Source organism: Arthrobacter sp. L77, from assembly GCF_000816565.1.
In the GTDB taxonomy this organism is placed as follows: Bacteria; Actinomycetota; Actinomycetes; order Actinomycetales; family Micrococcaceae; genus Arthrobacter_D; species Arthrobacter_D antioxidans.
The window spans coordinates 60616-80846 of sequence record NZ_JWSU01000001.1; the positions used below are offsets into that span (position 1 = coordinate 60616).

Genomic DNA, 20231 nt, shown 5'->3' on the forward strand with positions numbered 1-20231 from the left:
GCCCGGCAGGACCCCGGGGGCAGGGCCGCGCGCCAACACTTTGTTGCACGGTGTGCAAGAATTCGCATACCCTTGGACCGTGCTGGAGACGACCGACAACGCAGTGCCCGTGGGCCGCCGCGAGCAGAACAAGATCGACACCCGGCGGGCGATCGCGGATGCCGCTTTCGACCTCGCGCTGACCGTGGGGCCGGGCTCGTTCACGGTGGACCAGATCGTCGGGCGTGCCGGGGTCTCCCGCCGCACGTTCTTCAACTACTTCCACAGCGCCGAGGACGCCCTGACCGTGCGCACGGACGGATTCCTCGAACTGGCGCTGGAGGTCTTCGGCCGGATGCCGCAGGACGAGCCCCTCTTCGACTCCATCATCCGCGCCTTCACCGAGACCACGCGCATGGAGGGTCTCTCGCAGCACGGTGCGCTCTTCCGCATGGCGGACACCAACCCGGACCTCCTGCGAGCGCAGCTGCACTCGTGGGAACGCGCCGAGGCGCGGATCGTGGAGGGACTGCGCCTGCGCCTCGGGGCGGACGCCTCCGAGCTCTACCTCACCGCCCTCGTGGGGAGCGTGCTGTCCTGCACCAAGGCGGCGATGCGCGACTGGGCGGCCCTGGCCACCGACTCCGCCGGCGACCCCGGGCAGGAGCTCGAGGGGCGCATCCTCGCAGCGCTCACCATGCTCCGCGACGGGTTCTCCCCTCGCGCCGTCGATCCCGTCCCCGTCACCCGGACCTGAATCCCTGCCCTTCCTCCCCTCCCGTCCCCTTCCCGCTAGGACTCCCCCATGGCTTTTCTCCTCTACCGGCTCGGTTCCTTCGCGTTCCGGAGGCGGTGGTGGGTCGTCTCCGCATGGCTCGCCATCATGCTGGCGGTCGGCGCCGCCGCCGTCGCCTTCTCCGGGACGCTCACCAACAACTTCACCATCCCCGGCACCGAGTCGCAGCGGATCTCCGACCGGCTGCGGGAGGAGCTGCCGGAGGCGGTCGGCGGCACCGGCACCGTGGTGTTCACCTCCGACGACGGCGCCGCCTTCTCACCCGAGCAGCGTGAGGGCGTGCAGTCGGCCCTGGCCGACATCGCGGCGCTCGACGGCGTCCGCGGCGTCATCGATCCCTTCGACGTCGCGGACCAGGTGGCGTCCGGCGGTGAGGAGCTCGAGGCCGGCCGTGCGGAACTCGACGCCAGCGAGCAGCAGCTGAGCGCGGGCGAGGACCAGCTCGCGCAGGGCCAGCAGCAGCTCGACCAGCAGCGTGCACAGTTCGAGCAGGCGCGGGAGCAGCTTCCCGCCGCCCAGGCCGCGGCCACCGCGCAGCAGCTCGAGCAGGGCCAGGCCACGCTGGATGCGAGCCGCGCCGAACTGGAGTCCGGGCGGGAGCAGCTCGAGTCCGGGCGTACGGAACTCGAGCTCGCCCAGCGGCAGCTCGAGGCCACCTCCGGGGTGAGGCTGGTGTCCGAGGACGGCTCCACCGGCGTCGCCAGCGTGCAGTTCGACCAGCAGATCAATGCTGTCTCGCCGGAACTGCGCGAAACGGTGCAGGAGACTGCGGCCGAGGCGGAGTCGGCAGGAGTGACGGTCGAGTACAGCAAGGAGATCGTCGAGGACGTCTCCGGGATCGTCGGGGCGACGGAGATCGTCGGGCTGGCTGTCGCCGCCATCGTCCTCGTCCTGATGCTCGGCACCCTCGTCGCCGCCGGGCTGCCGCTGCTCATGGCCATCGTCGGCGTGGGCGTGGGCGTGGGGATCACCTTCGCCCTGTCGGGGATCGTCGAGATGAACAGCATCTCCCCGGTCCTCGCCCTCATGCTCGGACTCGCCGTCGGGATCGACTACTGCCTGTTCATCGTGAACCGGCACCGGACGCAGCTGCTGCACGGCATGGACCTGCAGGAGTCGATCGCACGAGCCACCGGCACCGCAGGCAACGCGGTGCTCTTCGCGGGCATCACCGTGATCGTGGCCCTCGCCGCGCTCGCCGTACCGGGTCTGCCGTTCCTGACCGTCATGGGTCTCTCCGCGGCCGGCACGGTGGCGGTGTCCGTCCTCGTGGCGCTCACCCTCACCCCGGCGCTCCTCGCCCTGATGGGGCGTCGCGTGATCTCGAAGCGCCGCTGGGCCAAGGACGCCGGCCACAGGCACGCCGCCGCCACCTCCCCGGACACCGACGACAGCACGGCCCTTGCCGACCAGCGAGCCGCGAAGGGCGCGGGCTGGGGTGGATTCGTGACACGGAAGCCCGTCCTGACGGTCATCGCCGGAGTGGTCCTGCTCGGCGTCATCGCCATCCCCGCCGCGCAGCTGCGCGTCGGCCTGCCCGACGGCGGCACGGAACCGGCCGATTCCACGGCGTTCCAGGCCTACAGCACCATCGGTGACAAGTTCGGGGCGGGCACCAACGGCCCGCTGATCGTCGTCGGGTCCCTCCCCGAGACCGCCGACGAGGCGGAGCTCACCACGCTCCGGCTGGACGTCAACGACCGCCTGCTGGACGTGCCCGGCGTCGCGGCATCCGTGCCCGCGACGGTGAGCGAGAACGGCCGTACCGCGATCTTCCAGGTCATCCCCGAGGAAGGACCGGCCAGCGAGGGCACCGAGAACCTGGTCCGCGACCTCCGCGCCGCGACCGGCGAGTTCGAGGACCGGACGGGCGTCGCGATCGCCGTGACCGGTCAGACCGCGGCGAACATCGACGTCTCCGCCAAGCTCATGGAGGCGCTGCCGGTGTACCTCGCCATCGTGGTGGGGCTGTCCCTGATCCTGCTCCTGCTGGTGTTCCGTTCCATCCTCGTCCCCGTCATCGCGACCGCAGGGTTCCTGCTCTCGCTGCTCGCCAGCTTCGGCGCGACGGTCGCCATCTACCAGTGGGGCTGGCTCGGCGACGTCTTCGGGGTCACGAACCCGGGCCCGATCCTCAGCTTCCTGCCCATCATCCTGATCGGGGTGCTCTTCGGCCTCGCGATGGACTACCAGATGTTCCTCGTGTCCGGTATGCGGGAGGCGTACGTCCACGGGGACGATCCGAAGGCCGCGGTGCGCATCGGCTTCAGCCATGGTGCACGGGTGGTCACGGCCGCCGCGATCATCATGGTCTCCGTATTCGCGGGATTCGTGTTCTCGCACCTGGCCATGGTGCGCCCCATCGGCTTCGGCCTCGCCTTCGGGGTGCTCCTCGACGCCTTCGTGGTCCGCATGACCCTCGTCCCGGCCGCCATGTACCTGCTGGGCCGGCACGCCTGGTGGCTCCCGGCATGGCTCGAGAGGATCCTCCCCGACGTCGACGTCGAAGGAGCCCGGCTCCTGCGCGACGAGAAGAAGGACAGCGTCCCGGTTCCCGTGTGACATCGGGAGTCGGCGTCGCGCGGACGCGCAGCAGGGAGGAGGCGGGGGCGTGCGCCGTCCCCGCCCGGGGTCCTCAGGCGCCGAGGTAGCGTCCGGGCTTGTGGTTGAGCGCCACGACGAGGTTCAGCACCACGGCGCCGACGGCCGAGAGCAGCACGCTCGCCGGCTCGACGACGGCGAAGGAGGCAAGGATGACGGTCGTGTCGAGAGCCATCTGCACGTACCCGGCACGCCAGCCGAGCCGTTCCTGGAGGATCAGCGCGAGGATGTTGAAGCCGCCGAGGCTCGCGCGGTGGCGGAAGAGGATCAGCAGCCCCACGCCGGCCAGCAGGTTGCCGCCGAGCGCCGCGTAGAGGGGGTGCAGGGTCAGCCCGCCGAGCGCCACCGGGTGCAGGGCGGCCAGGGCCGCGACGAGCGCCACGGCCACCATGGTGCGCAGCGTGAAGTCCCAGCCCTTCTTCCATACGGCGAGCGCGAAGAACGGGACGTTGACCACGAAGAACAGGACTCCGAAGGACAGCCCGCCCGCATAGCTGAGGAGCATGGCGAGGCCTGCTGTCCCGCCGGTGACGGCGCCGCTCGTGGTGAGCAGGAAGAGGCCGAGGGACACCGTGAAGGTACCCGTGACCATCCCCAGGATGTCCTCGGCCACCGAGTGCCTGACGATGACGTCGGCGCCGGCCGGGGCAGGGGCTGTCGTGGTGTCCATGGCGGCAAGCTATCACCGGCCGGTGCTGCCTCATGCACGGGGGGCCGCCGATGTGAACAAGGGCACAGGGACGGCGCCCCCGACGCCGGCTCCGCGGACGCCCCGATCGCTTTCCCACTCGCCCCCGATCTCCGGTACGGTTGAAAAATAAGCTGGCTTACGGACGCGCCCTGATGGATGCGCCCTGCGCCGGATCAGAGGTGCGGCGTCGCCGCGACGAGGAGGTGGACGTGCTCGATTACGTAGGCAGCAGGCTCGAGCAGATCCTGTTCGCCAGCTGGCAGCACTTCTCACTCGTGGTCCAGTGCCTCGTGATCGCGACGATTCTCGCCATCGCCGTCGCGGCGCTCGTCTACCGCAGTCCAGCCCTAACTTCCGTCGCGAACAGCGTCACCGCGATCGGCCTGACCATCCCGTCCTTCGCCCTCATCGGCCTCCTGATCGCCCCGTTCGGCTTCGGGGTCGCGCCGGCCGTGATCGTGGTGGTGTTCTTCGCCGTCCTGCCGATCCTGCGCAACGCCGTCGTCGGCCTGACCAGCGTGGACCGTTCGATCGTCGAATCCGCCCGGGGCGTCGGGCTGAGCCGCTTCCAGACCTTCCGCCGCATCGAGCTGCCCATGGCGTGGCCCGTCATCCTGGCAGGTGTGCGGGTCTCGGCGCAGATGGTCATGGGCATCGCCGCGATCACCGCATACGTCCTCGGGCCCGGCCTCGGCGGGTTCATCTTCACCGGCCTGGCCCGGCTCGGCGGCGCCAACGCCCTCGAATCCGTCGCCACCGGGATCATCGCCGTGGTCATCCTGGCCATGGTGCTCGATCTCCTTCTGGTCGGCCTCGGCCGGCTCACAATCCCGCGAGGTATCCGTGTCTGACAGCATTCCCGCCACCCCTGCGTCCGCGGCCCCCTCGGCCGAGATCACCGGCGCGAGCATCCTGCTGGACAAGGTCAGCAAGCGGTATCCCGGCCAGGCCAAGGCGGCCGTCGACGGACTCACCATGGAGATCCCGGCCGGCAAGATCGTCATGCTGGTGGGTCCCTCGGGCTGCGGCAAGACCACCACCCTGAAGATGATCAACCGCCTGATCGAGCCGTCCGAGGGGCGGATCGTGCTCGACGGCGACGACGTCACGGCGATCGACGGCGACGCCCTGCGCCGCCGCATCGGCTACGTCATCCAGGCGGGCGGCCTGTTCCCGCACATGACCGTCGCGACGAACATCGCGATCGTACCGAAGATGCTCGGCTGGGGCAAGGAACGCGTGGCCGCCCGCGTGGACGAACTCCTGGAACTCGTCTCCCTCGACCCTGAGCAGTACCGCGACAGGTTCCCCCGGGAGCTCTCCGGCGGGCAGCAGCAGCGCGTGGGAGTCGCCCGGGCGCTCGCCGCGGATCCGCCCGTGCTGCTCATGGACGAGCCGTTCGGCGCCGTGGACCCGATCACCCGGGTGCGCCTGCAGGACGAGCTCATCAGCATCCAGAAGGAGCTGCAGAAGACGATCGTCTGCGTCACCCACGACTTCGACGAAGCGGTGAAGCTCGGGGACTGGATCGCCATCTTCACGGAGGGCGCGCAGCTGGTGCAGTACGACACCCCGGCGCGCATCCTGGCCGAGCCCGCCAACGAGTTCGTGGAGAACTTCATCGGCGCAGGTGCCGGGCTCAAGCAGCTGACCCTGACGCGCGTCAACGAGGTGGCCCTGCAGTCCGCCGTGACCGCGTCACCCGGTGATCTCGCCTCCGACGTCCTCTCGCGCCTGGACCAGCAGGGCGACGACCACGCCGTCATCATCGACGGCCGGAACCGGCCGCTGCAGTGGCTGTCGCGGAGGCAGCTCGCCCGGCTGGAGCGGATCGGCGGGGACAGCGATCCGCGTCTCCCGGTCATCGGCGAGCGTGCCACCCTGAACGACGCCCTCGACATCATGCTCGTCTCGAGCGTCGGCGCGGCGCTCGTCACCGGTGGCCGTGACAGCTTCCGCGGCGTCGTCGACGTGGAGACCATCATGGTCGCGATGAGCCAGGCCCACGCCCATGCGCGTACCTCCCACGCCGAGGGCAAGCCGGTCGGCATCAACACCGGCGCGCTCACCACACAGCCGGGAACCGGCGTCGAGCCCGAACCCCTGCACCCGGCCGTCAGGGGTGGCTCAGGTGAGTAGTCGATCGGGCGCTCCCGCCGACGCGGCTGTCCAGGGCCCGACGTCGGGTGCCGGCACCTCCCTCGTCCCGCGCGGGGCCGCCGATCCCCTCACCGTCAGCACGGGCCGCGGCTGGCGCCCGCTGCTCCTGCAGCTCGCAGGCATCCTCCTGGCAGGGGGTGCCCTGGCCCTCTGGCTCACGACGGCGGAGCTCACCGCGACGGAACAGATCACCCTCAACCCGACCTCCCTCCTCATCTACACGCGGGAGCACCTGGCGCTGACGCTGCTGTCCGCCGCGATCGTGCTCGTGCTCGCCGTCCCGCTCGGCATCCTGCTGACCCGGAAGCCGTTCCGGCGGCTGGCCGGGGGCGTCCTCGCGGTCGTCAACATCGGCCAGTCCGCGCCCGCCATCGGACTCGTGGTGCTGCTCGCCGCGTGGCTCGGCTTCGGTTTCCGCGCAGCCGTGACGGCGCTCGTGGTCTACGCGCTCCTCCCGGTCCTCCGGAACACGATGGTCGGCATCGGCCAGGTCGACGACCGGCTGGTCGAGGCCGGCCGGGGGATGGGCATGAGCGCCGCGGCGGTCCTCTTCCGTGTGGAACTGCCCCTCGCGGTGCCCATCATGCTCGCGGGTATCCGCACGGCACTGGTGCTGCTCGTGGGCACGGCCGCGCTCTCCACCTTCATCAACGGCGGAGGGCTCGGCATCCTCATCAGCACCGGTGTCAATCTCAACCTGACGCGCCTCCTCGTGGCCGGCGCCGTGAGCGTCGCCCTTCTCGCACTACTCGTGGACTGGGTGGGGCGCGTCGTCGAACTCCTCGCCCGTCCGAAGGGACTCGCATGAGCCGCCATCCCGGCCTCCGCCGACACCGTCTCCGCACGGGCGTCGCGCTGACCGGTGCCGCCGCCGTCGGCCTCCTCCTGGCCGGGTGCGGACTGCAGCCCGCCACGTCCTACGTCCCCGCCGCCGGCCCCGGCTCCATCCAGCCCATCGAGGGCGCCGACGGCGCACCGCTCACCGTGACGTCCAAGAACTTCACGGAGCAGCTGATCCTCGGGAAGATCTCGGTCCTGGCGGCGCAGGCCGCGGGCTTCGACGTCACGGACCTGACGAATGCGCCAGGGTCGCAGCCGCCCCGCGACCTGATCCTCTCGGGTGAGGCAGACCTGACGTGGGAGTACACCGGGACGGCCTGGCTCGCCTTCCTGGGCGAGGAGGCGGGCATCCCCGACCAGCAGGAGCAGTGGGCAGCGGTCCGTGACGCCGACATCGCCAACGGGCTCGTCTGGGGCGGCCCGGCGCCGCTGAACAACACCTATGCCATGGCCGTGCGGACCGAGGCCATCCCGGAGCTGGGCGGCATCACCACGATGTCAGGGCTCACCCAATTGCCGCCCGAGCAGCGGACGTTCTGCGTGGAGGCGGAGTTCAACTCCCGGGCCGACGGGATGACGCCCATGCTGGAGCACTACGGCCTCGAGCGCGGAGCGGCGACCGGCGTCCCCGACGCGAACATCGGCATCTACGACACGGGGGCCATCTACGGGGCGACCGACACCGGGGCCTGCAACTTCGGTGAGGTCTTCGCCACGGACGGTCGCATCGAGGCCCTGGATTTGACCCTCCTCGAGGACGATCTCGGGTTCTTCCCGGCCTACAACGCCGCGCCCGTGTACTACGCGGAGACCCTCGAGGAGTTCCCCGAACTCCAGGAGGTGTTCGACGCCATCACCCCGACCCTCACGGACGAGGCGCTGCGCGTCATGAACCTGCGCGTCGACGTCGAGGGTGAGGAACCCGCCGACGTCGCCTTCGACTTCATGGTGGACAACGGCTTCATCTCCAGGCCCTAGCGGGCCGGAGCCGGGACCGGCCGTCGCACCGATCAGGGACAGCCAGGCGCGGGCCTCCCCGCTCTCCGTGAAGTAGCGGGTCCGGCTGCGCGACTGGGCGATGAACGCCGCGAGCACCCGGTCCACGGGGTCGCTGCCCGTCAGCCCGATCGGCCCCGCATGATGGTAGGCGACGAGCATCTTGCGCGCGGGCGGGGTGATGTGCCGGACGAGGTTGAGGTGCACGAGCACCGGGGAGGCGTGCCAGCGCGGGAAGTGCGTGATCGTGTTCGCGAGGACGTCGAGTTCTCCCGGCCCGATCCCGATGCCGGGCCGCCAGAGGACCTCCAGGATCCCTTCGTCGTGGATGATCGTGAAGTCCTCCACGGTGGCGCCTCCCTCGGTCGGCGCCCGCCGGTGCAGGCACTGTGCTGTGCAGTCTCCCACCGCGGGGGCATCCTCGCCTAACCGGCGTGCGGGGAGTGGGCGGCAACCCGCCACTCCTCGATCTCCGCCAGCAGCTCCCCGCGCCGTTGCTCCCCGAGGAACGCCGACCGCACCGAGTTCGCCGCGAGCCGCGCGCGGTCGTCGAGGCCCAGCCCGAAGGCGTCCACCACTGCCGCCAGGTTGTCGTCGAGGTAGCCGCCGAAGTACGCCGGATCATCCGAGTGCACCGAGACGTTCAGGCCGCGCACGAGCATGTGCGGCAGGGGATGATCGTCGATGGCGTCGACGGCCCGCAGCCGCACGTTCGAGAGCGGGCATACCGTCAGCGGTACCTGCTCGAGGACGAGCCGTTCAACGAGCGCCTCGTCCTCGAGGCAGCGGATCCCGTGATCGATCCGGTCCACCGCCAGGACGTCGAGCGCCTCCCACAGGTAGGCGGGCGGGCCCTCCTCACCCGCATGCGCGACGCACTTCAGGCCGGCGTCCCGGGCCACGTCGTACACCTCCCGGAAGAGCGACGGCGGGTAGCCAGCCTCCGCCGAGTCCAGGCCGATCCCGATGATCGGGGCGTCCATCGCGAGGAGGTCGCGCAGCACCACGAGCGCCTCCGCCGCGGGACGGTCCCGCAGGAACGCGGCGATCAGGGACGTGCTGATGCCGACGTCGGCCTCGCTCGTGGACAGGGCGGCCGCCACACCGTCGACGCACGTCGCGAGGGAGACGCCGCGGGCCAGGTGCGCCTGCGGATCCATCATGATCTCCGCGTGGCGGACGCCGGCCGCGGCCGCCCGGCGCAGGTACGCCCGGGTCATGTCCGTGAAGTCCTCCTCCGTGCGCAGCACGTCCATGTTCGCGTAGTAGAGGTCAAGGAAGGACTGCAGATCGGTGAACGCGTACCGCGCGGCGAGGTCCGCGGGGTCGGCATAGGGGAGGGTGATCCCGTTGCGCTCCGCGAGCGCGAAGATGAGCTCCGGTTCGAGGGTCCCCTCGATGTGCAGGTGCAGTTCGGCGCAGGGCAGTGGCAGCATGACCCCAGCCTAGGAGGGACGGACGGCGGGCCGCCAGACGGCAGGGTGCTCGGACGGCCGGGGCGATCAGCATGGGTCGGGAGTCGTGGGGGTGCCGCGGTGCCGCAGCTGCCGCGGTCAGCGCCCGGCCGGCTCCCGGACGCTCCAGCTGGCGAGGAAGGGCAGCTTCTGCGCCGTCTCGGAGTCCGGCTGCGCCGTGTAGACGACGAGCACCTGGTCGGAGGCACGGGGCGGCGTGACCGTCTCGATGTCGAAGGAGAGGTCTCCGACGATCGGATGGAGGATCCGCTTGGCCGCGGACGCGTAGTCCTGGACGCGGTGATCGGCCCACCATCGGGCCGCGTCGGCATCCTGGGAGCAGAGCTCGTCGATCAGGGCGACCAGCCGACGGTCATCTGGATGCCGGCCCAGCTCGCCCCGCAGGGCCGCCACGGACGCCGCCGCGAAGTGCTCCCAGTTCACGATGCGCTCACGCGCCAGCGGGTCGAAGAACATGAACCGCGGGAAGGACGACGACGGCCGCAGGCCGGTGAGCACGGAGGTGAGGAGCGTGTTGGTGGCCAGTACGTCACCGCGCCGCCCGAGGACCAGCGCCGGCATGTGGTCCAGCACGGTCATCAGGCGCAGCAGGCCGGGGTCGGCCTGCTGGACCGCGGCGGTCGACGGCTTCGGGCGGTTCGAGGGGGCGGCCAGCGCGAACAGGTGGGCCCGTTCGACGTCGTCGAGCCGGAGCGCCGTCGCGAGGGAGTCGAGGACGCCGCGGGAGATGTTCGCCTGCCGTCCCTGTTCCAGCCTGCTGTAGTAGTCGGGACTCACGCCCGCCAGGACGGCGAGCTCCTCCTTCCGCAGGCCGGGCACGCGCCGCGGCCCGGGAAAGGCGCGCAGTCCGACGTCGGCGGGCGTCAGGCTGTCGCGGCGGGAGCGGAGGAACGCTCCGAGCTGGGTGCGGTCGGCGGGCATCCTCCCACTGTAGGAGGTGGTCCCGCCCGCATCGTGGTCCTGCCGTGCCCCGGTTCGCCGCGGCCTGGTCCCCCCGCCGCCCACCGCGTAGAACTGGGAGCATGACAACCGGACCGGTACCGACCGCCCCGCCCGTGCTCCCCGATGACGGAACCCCGCCGACGGGGCCGGGCTGATGCCCGCGCCCGTGCCCTTCGGGGCGGACAGCACGGCCCTGGAGGTGGTCGAGGGCCTCGACCTCCGCGGCCGCGCCGCCGTCGTCACCGGCGGCTCCTCGGGCATCGGCGTGGAGACCGCGCGGGCGCTGGCCCATGCGGGTGCCGCGGTGACCCTGGCCGTCAGGGATCCCGAGGCCGGCCGGCGCACGGTCGCGGACATCCGCCGCAGCAGTCCCGGCGCCACCGTGGACGTCAGGAGCCTGGATCTCGCGGACCCGGGCTCGGTGGGCCGCTTCACCGACGACTGGAGCGGACCGCTGCACCTGCTCGTCACCAACGCCGGGGTCATGATGACGCCGGAGCTGCGGACGCCCCGGGGGTGGGAGCTGCAGTTCGCCACGAACCACCTGGGGCATTTCGCCCTCGCCACGGGACTCCGTGCCGCACTCGCGGCGGCCGAGGGTGCGCGCATCGTGTCCGTGAGCTCGAGCGGCCACGGGAACTCCGACATCGTCTACGACGACCTGTTCTTCGAGCGCCGCCCGTACGATGCGGGGCTCGCCTACGGGCAGTCGAAGACCGCGAACGTGCTCTTCGCGGTCGAGGCGACGCGGCGCTGGGCGGACGACGGCGTCACCGCGAACGCCGTCATGCCGGGTGGGGTGTGGACCGGGCTCCAGCGGCACTGGGACCCCGCGGCGCTCGCCGCGACGAAGGCGCAGGTCGCGGCGCTCGGCCTCACCGTCAAGACGCCCGCGCAGGGCGCCGCCACCTCGGTGTTCGCCGCGGTGTCGCCGCTGCTCGAGGGAGTCGGCGGGCTCTACCTCGAGGACTGCCGTGCAGCGGAGGTCGTGCCGGCGATCGTCGACGGGCTCCACGGTGTCCGGGACTACGCGCTGGACCCGGTCAGTGCCCGGAGGCTGTGGGAGGTCTCGCTCGGCCTCCTGGCCGGTTCGTGACCCCGGGAACACGAAGGAGGGCGGACCCGTGCGGGTCCGCCCTCCTCGGGTCCTGCCGGAGCGCCTAGTAGAGCGCGGCTTCCGACTCGGTGGCCGGCGTCTCGCCGCTGCCGAGGTTCGCAGCGAGCTTCGCGCCGAGCTCGGCGTCGACGTTGGTCCAGTACTGGACGGCCCGGGCACGGATCTCGTCACTCTGCACGCCGCCCACGGCACCGGTGATGGTCTCGAGGAAGCGCGCACGCTGGGCGTCGTCGAACACCTCGCGGTAGAGCGTCCCGGCCTGGCCGAAGTCGTCGTCCTCGGCGTGCAGCGAGTGCGCCGCGTACACGAGGTCGCCGTCGTTCTCCCAGCCGCCGTGGGCGCCGTACTGCGCCGGATCGGCGGCGGGTCCGCCCACCGAGTTCGGTGCGTAGACCGGGGTGGAGGCCGCGTTGAAGTGGTAGCGCGCCGCGCCGTCCTTCGAGTAGTTGCGGACCTCGTTCTTCGGCATGTTCACGGGCAGCTGCGCGTGGTTGGTGCCCACACGGTAGCGGTGCGCATCCGCGTAGGAGAAGATGCGCGCCTGCAGCATGCGGTCCGGGCTCGCGGCGATGCCGGGCACGAAGTTCGACGGCGCGAACGTGGCCTGCTCGATCTGCGCGAAGTAGTTCTCCGGGTTGCGGTTCAGCGTGAGCCTGCCGACCGGGATCAGCGGGTAATCGGCCTGCGGCCACACCTTCGTGAGGTCGAACGGGTTGAAGCGGTACGTCTTCGCGTCGTCGTACGGCATGATCTGGACCTTCAGGTCCCAGCTCGGGTGGTTGCCCTTCGCGATGTTCTCCGAGAGGTCCCGCAGGTGGTGGTCGGCGTCGGACCCGGCGAGCGCCTCGGCCTCGTCGACCGTCAGCACCTCATGGCCCTGGTTGGACTTGAAGTGGTACTTGACCCAGAACTTCTCGTTGAGCTCGTTGATCCACATGAAGGTGTGCGAGCCGTAGCCGTTCATGGTGCGCCACGAGTTCGGCAGGCCACGATCGCCCATCAGCCAGGTCACCTGGTGCGCGGATTCGGGGCTGAGGGTCCAGAAGTCCCACTGCATGTCGGCGTCGCGGAGGTTGGTGCCGGGCAGGCGCTTCTGCGAGTGGATGAAGTCGGGGAACTTGATGCCGTCGCGGATGAAGAACACCGGGGTGTTGTTGCCCACGAGGTCGTAGTTGCCCTCGGAGGTGTAGAACTTCAGGGCGAAGCCGCGAGGGTCCCGCCAGGTGTCGGGGGAGCCCTGCTCGCCGGCCACGGAGGAGAAGCGCAGGAGCGTCTCCGTCGTCGTGCCCTTCTGGAAGAGCGCGGCGCGCGTGTACATGCTGACGTCCTCGGTGGTCTCGAAGACACCGAACGCTCCGCCGCCCTTGGCGTGGACCACGCGCTCGGGGACGCGCTCGCGGTTGAACTGCGCCAGCTTCTCGATGAGGTAGTGGTCGGTGAGCGGGATGACGCCGTCGCGGCCGAGGGCGGACGAGTTGCTGTCGTCGATGACGGGCGCGCCGGACTGCGTGGTGCTGAAGTTCGCGGACATAGTGCTCCTATTCCTGGTGGTGGGACTGGTGGTGGTGTGGGGCTGCCGGGCGGCAGTCGTCGCAGAGTCCCTGATAGAGGACCTCTGCGACCTGGATGGTCATCCGGGAGGCGCCGGGCGACCACTCGGGGGTGAGGCAGGGCGCATGCCCGACCGCGCAGTCGACGTCCTCGATCCGCCCGCAGCCGGTACAGACGGCGTGGTGGTGGTTGTCGTCCACGCGGGTCTCGTAGCGGGCGGGGGAGTGCGGTGTCTCGATGCGGCGCAGCAGGCCGACGGCGGTGAGATCGGCCAGGATCACGTACACGGACTGCACGGTGATCTGGGGCAGCTCGGCGCGGACCGCACCGGCGGCGTCGTCCGCGGTGGCGTGCGGCGACTGCTCGACGGCGGCGAGGACGGCGAGGCGCTGGCGCGTCACGCGCCGCTGGTGCGCGTGCAGGGCAGCGGACCACCGGGCCTCGCGGGTCGCGCCTCTCGTCTCCATCATTGCTTCAGTGAACCAGTAAATCTGACTTTGTCATAATAGGGTGCCCCGAACTTCTCCACCACGCGGCCCGTGCAGTCGGTATCGTTGATAGGATGAACCTTTTTGTGCGCGGCTGGGCCTGGGCGCTGGACTACGCCTACGTGGGCTTCTGGCAGGCACACGGCTTCCTGCTGCGGGCCGATCCCGCGCGCTACCGGACGCCGCCCGCGGGGGCGCCGGCCGGCAAGGCGCCCATCCTGCTCCTTCCCGGCATCTACGAGACCTGGCAGTTCATGCGGCCCATCGCCCACCACCTGCACCGGGCAGGGCACGCGGTGCACGTGGTGCAGACGCTGGGGTACAACCGCGGCACGGTGGAGGACATGGCGCACCTCGCCGCCGCCCACCTGGAGGAGCACGATCTCACCGACGTCGTCCTCGTCGCGCACAGCAAGGGTGGCCTGATCGGCAAGTTCCTCCTGACGATGTCGAGCGTGGCTCCGCGTGTCGACCGCCTCGTGGCGGTGAACACCCCGTTCTCCGGATCCATCTACGCCGCCTTCTTCCTGCTGCCCAGCATCAGGGCGTTCTCGCCGTACAACCGCACGGTGCGGATGCTCCGGACACACCTCTCCCTGAACGCTCGCATCACCTCGATCTACGGGCGGTTCGATCCGCACATCCCGGGCGGCAGCTTCGTGGAGGGGGCCCGCAACGTGCAGCTCGAGACGATGGGCCACTTCCGGCCCATCGCCGACCGCCGCGTCCTGCGGGAGATCGATCGGGCGATCGCGGCGGGGGCCACCGGCACCGCCTGAGCAATACCTCCTCGACGCGCCGCAACCGTTGCCGGAGCGAATCAATCCGCCGCTAGACTTCACCCGTGCCCAGACTCCTCGCCGACATCACCCCGCTGAAGGAGAGCCCGGCATTCCGGAGGCTCTACATCGGCACGGCGCTCTCGGCGATCGGTACGCAGCTCACCATCGTGGCCGTCAGCCTGCAGATCTACTCCCTCACGCAGTCCACCCTCAGCGTGGGTCTGCTCAGCCTGTTCGCCCTCGTGCCCCTGGTGGTGGCGGGCCTCTACGGCGGTGCGATCGCCGACGCTCAGGACCGCCGCACGGTCGCGCTGCTCTCGGGGCTGGCGCTGTGGGCCACCACGGCGGCCATCGCGCTGCAGGCGTGGATCGGGGTGGACAGCGTGGGGCTGCTCTACGCCCTGATCGCCATCCAGTCCGGTGCCGCGGGCATCAACCAGCCCACGCGGAGCTCCATCATCCCGCGGCTCGTGCGACCGGCGCTGCTGCCCGCGGCCAACGCCCTGAGCATGATCACCTTCGGCCTGGCCTTCACGGTGGGTCCGCTGCTCGCGGGAGTCCTCGTGGCGCAGGTGGGCTACGCCTGGACGTACACGGTCGACGTCGTCACCTTCACCTTCGCGCTGTGGGCCCTCTACCGGCTCCCGTCGCTGCCGCCCGAGGGTCCCACGCGGCGGGCCGGCCTCGCGACCGTGCTCGAGGGGTTCCGCTTCCTCGGTACGCGGCCGAACATCCGCATGACCTTCATCCTCGACCTCATCGCCATGATCACGGCGCAACCGCGGGCGCTGCTGCCGGCCGTCGGCGCGGTGCTCATCGGAGGGGGCGAGCTGACCGTGGGCATCCTGCTGGCCTCCGGCGCTTTCGGCTCGGTGCTCGCCGGGCTGTTCTCCGGCCCGCTCGGGCACATCCACAGGCAGGGTCAGGCGGTCATCTGGTCGATCGTCGGATGGGGTGCGTCCGTGGCCGGCTTCGGGCTCGTCGTCGTCATGGCCACCGCGACCGGTCAGCCCGCGGCGGGCGAGGGCGAGATCTCCGTGTGGGTCCTCCCCGCGGCCGCCTGCCTCGTGCTCGCCGGCATCGCCGATTCCATCAGCAGTGTCTTCCGCAACACGATCCTCCAGTCGGCGACGCCGGACGCGATGCGCGGGCGCCTCCAGGGTGTGTTCATCGTCGTCGTCGCCGGCGGGCCGCGCCTCGGCGACATGGTGGCCGGCGGTCAGGCGGCGTGGCTGGGGGAGGGCTGGACCGCCGTCGCCGGGGGGATCGCGTGTGCCGTCCTGGTGCTCGCCGTCGCCCGCTGGCAGCCCCGCTTCGCGCAGTACGACGCGCGCCATCCCCAGCCCTGACCGCCCGCCTCCTCCCTGCCGGCCCGCAGCGCCGGCCCGTACGATGAACGGAACAGGCCACCCACCACCCGCGTTGTACTGATGTTCGCCCCGGCCCCACAGCGCAAGGAGAGAGCAGTGCACAACCATTTCAACGGTGCCAAGACGGCGTTGCTGTTCGGCGCCCTGATGGGGATCTTCCTCCTCTTCGGTGCGGTCATCGCCGGCGCGACCGGCAGCTCCATGTTCATCTGGCTGTTCGCCCTCCTCGGCGTCGGGTCGGTCGCCTACAGCTACTGGAACAGCGACAAGATCGCCATCCGCAGCATGCGCGCCGTCGAGGTCACGGAGCAGCAGGCGCCGGCCATGTACCGGATCGTCCGGGAGCTCAGCACGCGGGCCGACAAGCCCATGCCGCGGCTCTACGTCTCGCCGACCATGGCGCCCAACGCCTTCGCGACCGGCCGCAACCCGGAGAACGCCGCGGTGTGCTGCACGCAGGGCATCCTGCAGTTGCTGAACGAGCGTGAACTGCGCGGCGTCCTGGGGCACGAGCTCATGCACGTCTACAACCGCGACATCCTCACCGGGTCCATCGCGGCCGCGGTGGCCGGCGTCATCACGTCCGTGGCGCAGATGTTCGCCTTCGCGGGCATCATGGGCGGCAACCGCAACCAGGGCGGCAACCCCATCGGCGCGCTGCTCCTCGCCTTCCTCGCGCCGCTGGCCGCGGGGCTCATCCAGACCGCGATCGGCCGCACCCGCGAGTACGACGCCGACGAGGACGGCGCCGCCCTGACCGACGACCCGCTGGCCCTCGCCTCGGCCCTGCGCAAACTCGAGAGCGGCACGCAGCGGGCCCCGATGCCGCAGGACCAGCGCCTCGTCAACACCTCCCACCTGATGATCGCCAATCCGTTCAAGGGGGCCGGCGTGGGCAGGCTGTTCGCGACCCACCCGCCGATGGACCAGCGCATCGCCCGCCTCGAGGGCATGGCAGGCCGACCGCTCAGCCGGTAGGACCACGACGGACGACGGCGGCCCCACCTTCCGCAGGTGGGGCCGCCGTCGTCGTCGGTGCTGGTCGCGCTCCGGTCAGCGCATGTTCACGAACTGGAGGTCCGCCTCGTCGAAGTTCTTGAGCAGGGCCATGGTGGCCTGCAGGTCATCGCGCGACTTCGAGCTGACGCGCAGCTCGTCGCCCTGGATCTGCGACTTGACGCCCTTGGGGCCCTCGTCGCGGATCAGCTTGTTGATCTTCTTCGCGAGGTCCTGGGCAATGCCCTCCTTGATGGAGGTCTCGAGGCGGTACTCCTTGCCCGAGGGGAACGGCTCGCCGGTGTCGAGGGACTTCAGGGAGATGCCGCGCTTGATCATCTTGGACTGCAGGACGTCGAGCACCGCGAGGACGCGCTCCTCCGAGTTCGCCTTCATGAGGATCTTCTCGCCGCTGAAGTCCACCTCCGCGCCGACCCCCTTGAAGTCGTACCGCTGGGCGATCTCCTTCTGCGCCTGGTTCAGCGCGTTGGCGACCTCCTGCTTGTCCACTTTGCTTACGACGTCGAACGTGGATTCACTCGCCACGATGCCTCCTCGGGGTGGTTGGGTTCCTTGCCCTCAAGCCTATCCGGAACCCCTGCGCTTCACAGCGGGCGCTCAGGTGTCACCGGGTGCAGGCACACGGTCGGCTGGCACCGTGGTGACGAGCAGCCGCACCCAGGGAGGACCGCCATGACAGGGACAACACGCCGCCGCTACCGCGTCCGGCTCCGCCGGGCCGTCGCCGGGTCCTTCCTCGCGGCGGCCTCGGCGGCGTCGCTGACCGGGCTGGGTGCGGCCCCGGCGCTCGCCGTCCCGCCGGCGGTGATCGCCCCCGCAGGCAGCACGGACAGTACGGGCAGCGATGCACCCGATGTCCTCCCGGACGTGGAGTCGGCGTCGGTGGGCTTTCCGTCGGCGGCCGTGGTCGCGGCGACCCCGCAGGAGCGCCTGGCGGGAGTCCGTGCGGACCTCGACAGGGCCGTCCTGCTGCACCTGGTCACGCAGGAGCAGGCCACCGGTTTCTACGCGCAGATCGAGCGCCGGGTGGCCGCGGGCCTGTAGCGTCCCGGGCCGATTCGTCTCCGGGGCGGTTTGTGGGTAAAGTTGTCTTGCCCGCGCTTGCTGCGGGCGGTCTTCCTGTGAAGACGTTCGGCAGATTACCCGAGCGGCCAAAGGGGGCTGACTGTAAATCAGCTGGCAACGCCTACGGGGGTTCGAATCCCTCATCTGCCACAGCAAGGAAGGGCCCGCTCCATCGGAGCGGGCCCTTCGCCGTTAACGGCCAGGGAGCAGGCGCCGCACCCTCTCCCGGGAAGCTCCCAGCACGGATCGGCGGGCAGGGCAATCCCCCCGGGTGGGCCCGACGAATTCCCTGTGCACATGCCTACAGTTGGAGTTCGACGGCGGGGGACCAGGATCAGCAGCACCACACGGACTCGGATCGGATGGCTGGACAGCCTCCGAGGCGTCGCCATCCTCCTCGTCGTCCTGCTCCACGCGGGCGAGGCCCTCAGGATGGCCGTCGGCCCGACGCCCGGGTTCGACCACGTCAATCTCTTCCTCGAACCCTTCCGCATGCCCGTGCTCATGTTCCTCTCGGGCATCCTGCTGCCGCGGTCGGTGGCCAAGCCGGCACGCGCCTACTTCGCCGGCAAGGTCTCCCTGGTCGCGTGGCCGTACCTCCTGTGGTCGCTGATCATCCTGGCCGCGACCGGCGGCCTCGGCGTGCGCGCCGTCGCGCAGATCCTCTATCTCTCGCCGACCTATCTCTGGTACCTGTGGTTCATCCTCGTCTTCTACGCCGCGGCCTACCCCCTGCGCCGCATCCCCCCGGTGGCGGTCGCCGGCGCGAGCCTCGCCGCGTCGGTCGTGATGCCCGACGGCGGTCGTCTCGAGACGATGACGTTCCTCGCGGCGTTCTTCTTCTTCGGCGCCTGGTGCGCCCGCCATGCTGGGATGGTCGAACGGGCCATCGGCAGGCCCTGGGTCCTGGCCCTGGCAGCCGCCGCGGCGGTCACGGTGGGCATCCTCAACCTGGACGGCAGGGACGTGCTCTACCGGGGGGAATTCGCCTGGGGCGTGGTGGGTGCGCTCGGCGTCGTGTGCTGGCTCTTCCCGCGGCTCGGCGACCACCGCGCGACGGCGGCCCTCGAGTTCGTCGGGCGCCACTCGATCGTCTTCTACGTGGTGCATCTCGGGCCCATCATGGGCACCCTCGCCCTCGCGGACGCAGCCGGAGTGGCGGGGACGTGGCTGCTGCCGGTGCTCCTGGTGGTGGGTGTGGGTGCGCCGCTGGGTCTGGCATGGATGTATTCGACGAGGAAGCACGCCTCGGTGAACCTGCTGTTCGAGCTGCCGGCGCTCAAGCGCCGCCCGGTGGCGACGGTGGCCGACGCGCGCCGGTCGGGGGCCTGAGCCCCGCTCCCGACCGGGTCAGGACGGTCGTGAGCAGGAGGTCCTTCGCGGGCCCGGTGACGTCCCACGAGTACCGCACCGTGTCGGGTGACGGCACGGCGAAGTCCACCCGGTACGTGTCCGGGGTGCAGGGGTGCTCGTCGCGTGCATGGCCGCGGCTGAGGTCCAGGCGGCACAGCACCCGCCCGTCCGGGAAGGTGACCACCATCCCGGTGCCGCCGTCGCCGGCGTCGATGCGGTACGAGCGCGAGGCCGGGCCGCGGAAGTGGGGCAAGCTGACCGTGCCCTGCTCGTCCCAGCGCAGGCCGCCGCCGTCGGCCGTGAAGGTCGTGGTGCCGGTGAAGGTGCCCGTGACGCCGCCGGCCCGGTCCAGCAGGGTCCGCTCCGTCGCCCAGGCGCCCATGAGGAAGCCGATCGGATCGTGGACGGGGACCGGCCCGGCGGGCACCGCAGCCGTCGGCGCATCGTGCTGCATGGGTCCTCCTCCGTGTCGGCTCCGACCACGCTAACGCGGCACGGGCGACCCGTGCACCTTGCTCCTGACCCCTCCTGAATGTTAGGCTACCTAACTATGAGCCCCGACACCCCGGATCCGCAGCTGCTGGACCTCGCGCAGTCCTTCCGTACAACGCTGCGCCACACCGTCTTCCTGAGCCGCTCGATGGACATCGACGGAGACCTCACCGCCATGCAGATGAGCACCCTCAGTATGGCGGCGGCGACCCCGCTCCGGGTGAGCCGGATCGCCGCGAATCTCGGCATCCGGGTGCCCTCGGCGACCGAGCAGATCATCAAGCTCGAACAGGCCGGGCTCGTCAGCCGCCGGCCGGACCCGACCGACTCGCGTGCCGTCCTGGTGCAGCTCACCGATCAGGGGCGCGCCACCTGGGAGGAGGCCAGCCGGCGCCGCAACGCGCGCATCGCAGCCCTGCTCGAGCGGCTCGACGACGGGGAGAGGGCCACGCTCGCCGCCGCCCTGCCGATCATCCAGAAGATCAACCACACCCTCGAATAGGCGGGGTCCTACCG

The 20231-nt window shown here is 70.6% G+C and carries 20 protein-coding genes and 1 tRNA gene; 14 read left to right on the forward strand and 7 right to left on the reverse strand.

Annotated features, from left to right (window positions below; all coding sequences use genetic code 11):
* The first annotated feature begins 79 nt into the window (after positions 1-79).
* Both RY94_RS00300 and RY94_RS00305 read left to right on the forward strand, forming a co-directional pair.
* A complete protein-coding gene (locus RY94_RS00300) occupies positions 80-736 on the forward strand; it encodes a TetR/AcrR family transcriptional regulator (protein ID WP_052273766.1) in 657 nt (218 codons plus the stop codon).
* Positions 737-784: 48 nt separating this feature from the next.
* Complete coding sequence (locus tag RY94_RS00305; protein ID WP_043440427.1) at positions 785-3337, forward strand: MMPL family transporter; 2553 nt, start codon at positions 785-787, stop codon at positions 3335-3337.
* 73 nt (positions 3338-3410) lie between these two features.
* Here RY94_RS00305 and RY94_RS00310 read toward each other — a convergent pair whose 3' ends face one another.
* The gene (locus RY94_RS00310; RefSeq protein ID WP_043440428.1) at positions 3411-4046 is read right to left on the reverse strand and encodes a YitT family protein; all 636 of its coding nucleotides are present in this window, start codon (positions 4044-4046) and stop codon (positions 3411-3413) included.
* Positions 4047-4276: 230 nt separating this feature from the next.
* Between RY94_RS00310 and RY94_RS00315 the strand changes: the two genes are divergently transcribed.
* The 4 genes from RY94_RS00315 to RY94_RS00330 all read left to right on the forward strand — a co-directional run bounded on the left by RY94_RS00315 (position 4277) and on the right by RY94_RS00330 (position 8045).
* A complete protein-coding gene (locus RY94_RS00315; protein ID WP_043441197.1) occupies positions 4277-4918 on the forward strand; it encodes an ABC transporter permease in 642 nt (213 codons plus the stop codon).
* On the forward strand, positions 4911-6206 hold the full coding sequence (locus tag RY94_RS00320; protein ID WP_043440430.1) for an ABC transporter ATP-binding protein: 1296 nt from the start codon (positions 4911-4913) through the stop codon (positions 6204-6206). Before RY94_RS00315 ends, RY94_RS00320 begins: the two co-directional genes overlap by 8 nt.
* A 121-nt stretch (positions 6207-6327) precedes the next feature.
* A complete protein-coding gene (locus tag RY94_RS00325) occupies positions 6328-7035 on the forward strand; it encodes an ABC transporter permease (RefSeq protein ID WP_043441200.1) in 708 nt (235 codons plus the stop codon).
* The gene (locus RY94_RS00330; RefSeq protein ID WP_043440433.1) at positions 7032-8045 is read left to right on the forward strand and encodes a glycine betaine ABC transporter substrate-binding protein; all 1014 of its coding nucleotides are present in this window, start codon (positions 7032-7034) and stop codon (positions 8043-8045) included. The genes RY94_RS00325 and RY94_RS00330 overlap by 4 nt, the downstream gene beginning before the upstream one ends.
* A gap of 443 nt (positions 8046-8488) precedes the next feature.
* Here RY94_RS00330 and RY94_RS00335 read toward each other — a convergent pair whose 3' ends face one another.
* Together RY94_RS00335 and RY94_RS00340 are read right to left on the reverse strand one after the other, a co-directional pair.
* A complete protein-coding gene (locus tag RY94_RS00335; RefSeq protein WP_043440436.1) occupies positions 8489-9499 on the reverse strand; it encodes an adenosine deaminase in 1011 nt (336 codons plus the stop codon).
* Positions 9500-9616: 117 nt separating this feature from the next.
* Positions 9617-10459 (reverse strand): helix-turn-helix transcriptional regulator, encoded by an 843-nt coding sequence (locus tag RY94_RS00340; RefSeq protein ID WP_043440438.1) that lies wholly within the window; start codon positions 10457-10459, stop codon positions 9617-9619.
* A gap of 175 nt (positions 10460-10634) precedes the next feature.
* On the opposite strand from RY94_RS00340, the gene RY94_RS00345 reads away from it, so the two are divergent.
* On the forward strand, positions 10635-11576 hold the full coding sequence (locus tag RY94_RS00345) for an SDR family NAD(P)-dependent oxidoreductase (RefSeq protein ID WP_043440441.1): 942 nt from the start codon (positions 10635-10637) through the stop codon (positions 11574-11576).
* Between the two features lie 64 nt (positions 11577-11640).
* Here the strand turns inward: RY94_RS00345 and RY94_RS00350 are convergent, their stop codons facing one another.
* Together RY94_RS00350 and RY94_RS00355 are read right to left on the reverse strand one after the other, a co-directional pair.
* Positions 11641-13128, reverse strand: a complete 1488-nt coding sequence (locus RY94_RS00350) for a catalase (protein WP_043440445.1) — start codon at positions 13126-13128, stop codon at positions 11641-11643.
* Positions 13129-13135: 7 nt separating this feature from the next.
* The gene (locus RY94_RS00355; RefSeq protein WP_231554355.1) at positions 13136-13618 is read right to left on the reverse strand and encodes a Fur family transcriptional regulator; all 483 of its coding nucleotides are present in this window, start codon (positions 13616-13618) and stop codon (positions 13136-13138) included.
* A gap of 92 nt (positions 13619-13710) precedes the next feature.
* Between RY94_RS00355 and RY94_RS00360 the strand changes: the two genes are divergently transcribed.
* The 3 genes from RY94_RS00360 to htpX all read left to right on the forward strand — a co-directional run bounded on the left by RY94_RS00360 (position 13711) and on the right by htpX (position 16766).
* Positions 13711-14415, forward strand: coding sequence for an esterase/lipase family protein (locus tag RY94_RS00360; RefSeq protein WP_043440448.1), 705 nt, complete (start codon positions 13711-13713; stop codon positions 14413-14415).
* Between the two features lie 65 nt (positions 14416-14480).
* Positions 14481-15767, forward strand: coding sequence for an MFS transporter (locus tag RY94_RS00365; protein WP_043440451.1), 1287 nt, complete (start codon positions 14481-14483; stop codon positions 15765-15767).
* Positions 15768-15884: 117 nt separating this feature from the next.
* Positions 15885-16766 carry a zinc metalloprotease HtpX gene (htpX, locus tag RY94_RS00370; RefSeq protein ID WP_043440453.1) on the forward strand — a complete coding sequence of 294 codons (882 nt, stop codon included), beginning with the start codon at positions 15885-15887 and terminating at the stop codon, positions 16764-16766.
* 75 nt (positions 16767-16841) lie between these two features.
* On the opposite strand, the gene RY94_RS00375 is transcribed toward htpX, so the two are convergent.
* Entirely contained in the window at positions 16842-17330 is a 489-nt protein-coding gene (locus RY94_RS00375; protein ID WP_043440455.1) for a YajQ family cyclic di-GMP-binding protein, read from the reverse strand.
* Positions 17331-17477: 147 nt separating this feature from the next.
* Here RY94_RS00375 and RY94_RS00380 point away from each other — a divergent pair, with 147 nt between their 5' ends.
* From RY94_RS00380 to RY94_RS00390, 3 genes are all read left to right on the forward strand, one after another.
* On the forward strand, positions 17478-17849 hold the full coding sequence (locus tag RY94_RS00380; protein ID WP_043440457.1) for a hypothetical protein: 372 nt from the start codon (positions 17478-17480) through the stop codon (positions 17847-17849).
* Positions 17850-17938: 89 nt separating this feature from the next.
* Positions 17939-18020, forward strand: a tRNA-Tyr gene (locus RY94_RS00385).
* Between the two features lie 147 nt (positions 18021-18167).
* Positions 18168-19202, forward strand: coding sequence for an acyltransferase family protein (locus tag RY94_RS00390; protein WP_156134957.1), 1035 nt, complete (start codon positions 18168-18170; stop codon positions 19200-19202).
* On the opposite strand, the gene RY94_RS00395 is transcribed toward RY94_RS00390, so the two are convergent.
* The gene (locus RY94_RS00395; protein WP_052273768.1) at positions 19150-19677 is read right to left on the reverse strand and encodes a DUF6314 family protein; all 528 of its coding nucleotides are present in this window, start codon (positions 19675-19677) and stop codon (positions 19150-19152) included. The genes RY94_RS00390 and RY94_RS00395 overlap by 53 nt on opposite strands.
* Before the next feature lie 96 nt (positions 19678-19773).
* Between RY94_RS00395 and RY94_RS00400 the strand changes: the two genes are divergently transcribed.
* Entirely contained in the window at positions 19774-20217 is a 444-nt protein-coding gene (locus RY94_RS00400) for a MarR family winged helix-turn-helix transcriptional regulator (RefSeq protein WP_043440459.1), read from the forward strand.
* The last annotated feature ends 14 nt before the right edge of the window (positions 20218-20231 follow it).

What these genes read in the sequence shown, in the direction of transcription:
- RY94_RS00355 (WP_231554355.1), bottom strand. Translation starts at nt 13,618, where the DNA reads ATGATGGAGACGAGAGGCGCGACCCGCGAGGCCCGGTGGTCCGCTGCC.
- RY94_RS00395 (WP_052273768.1), bottom strand. Translation starts at nt 19,677, where the DNA reads ATGCAGCACGATGCGCCGACGGCTGCGGTGCCCGCCGGGCCGGTCCCC.
- RY94_RS00330 (WP_043440433.1), top strand. Translation starts at nt 7,032, where the DNA reads ATGAGCCGCCATCCCGGCCTCCGCCGACACCGTCTCCGCACGGGCGTC.
- RY94_RS00310 (WP_043440428.1), bottom strand. Translation starts at nt 4,046, where the DNA reads ATGGACACCACGACAGCCCCTGCCCCGGCCGGCGCCGACGTCATCGTC.
- RY94_RS00340 (WP_043440438.1), bottom strand. Translation starts at nt 10,459, where the DNA reads ATGCCCGCCGACCGCACCCAGCTCGGAGCGTTCCTCCGCTCCCGCCGC.
- RY94_RS00335 (WP_043440436.1), bottom strand. Translation starts at nt 9,499, where the DNA reads ATGCTGCCACTGCCCTGCGCCGAACTGCACCTGCACATCGAGGGGACC.
- RY94_RS00400 (WP_043440459.1), top strand. Translation starts at nt 19,774, where the DNA reads ATGAGCCCCGACACCCCGGATCCGCAGCTGCTGGACCTCGCGCAGTCC.
- RY94_RS00390 (WP_156134957.1), top strand. Translation starts at nt 18,168, where the DNA reads ATGCCTACAGTTGGAGTTCGACGGCGGGGGACCAGGATCAGCAGCACC.
- RY94_RS00345 (WP_043440441.1), top strand. Translation starts at nt 10,635, where the DNA reads ATGCCCGCGCCCGTGCCCTTCGGGGCGGACAGCACGGCCCTGGAGGTG.
- RY94_RS00380 (WP_043440457.1), top strand. Translation starts at nt 17,478, where the DNA reads ATGACAGGGACAACACGCCGCCGCTACCGCGTCCGGCTCCGCCGGGCC.
- RY94_RS00350 (WP_043440445.1), bottom strand. Translation starts at nt 13,128, where the DNA reads ATGTCCGCGAACTTCAGCACCACGCAGTCCGGCGCGCCCGTCATCGAC.
- RY94_RS00360 (WP_043440448.1), top strand. Translation starts at nt 13,711, where the DNA reads ATGAACCTTTTTGTGCGCGGCTGGGCCTGGGCGCTGGACTACGCCTAC.
- RY94_RS00305 (WP_043440427.1), top strand. Translation starts at nt 785, where the DNA reads ATGGCTTTTCTCCTCTACCGGCTCGGTTCCTTCGCGTTCCGGAGGCGG.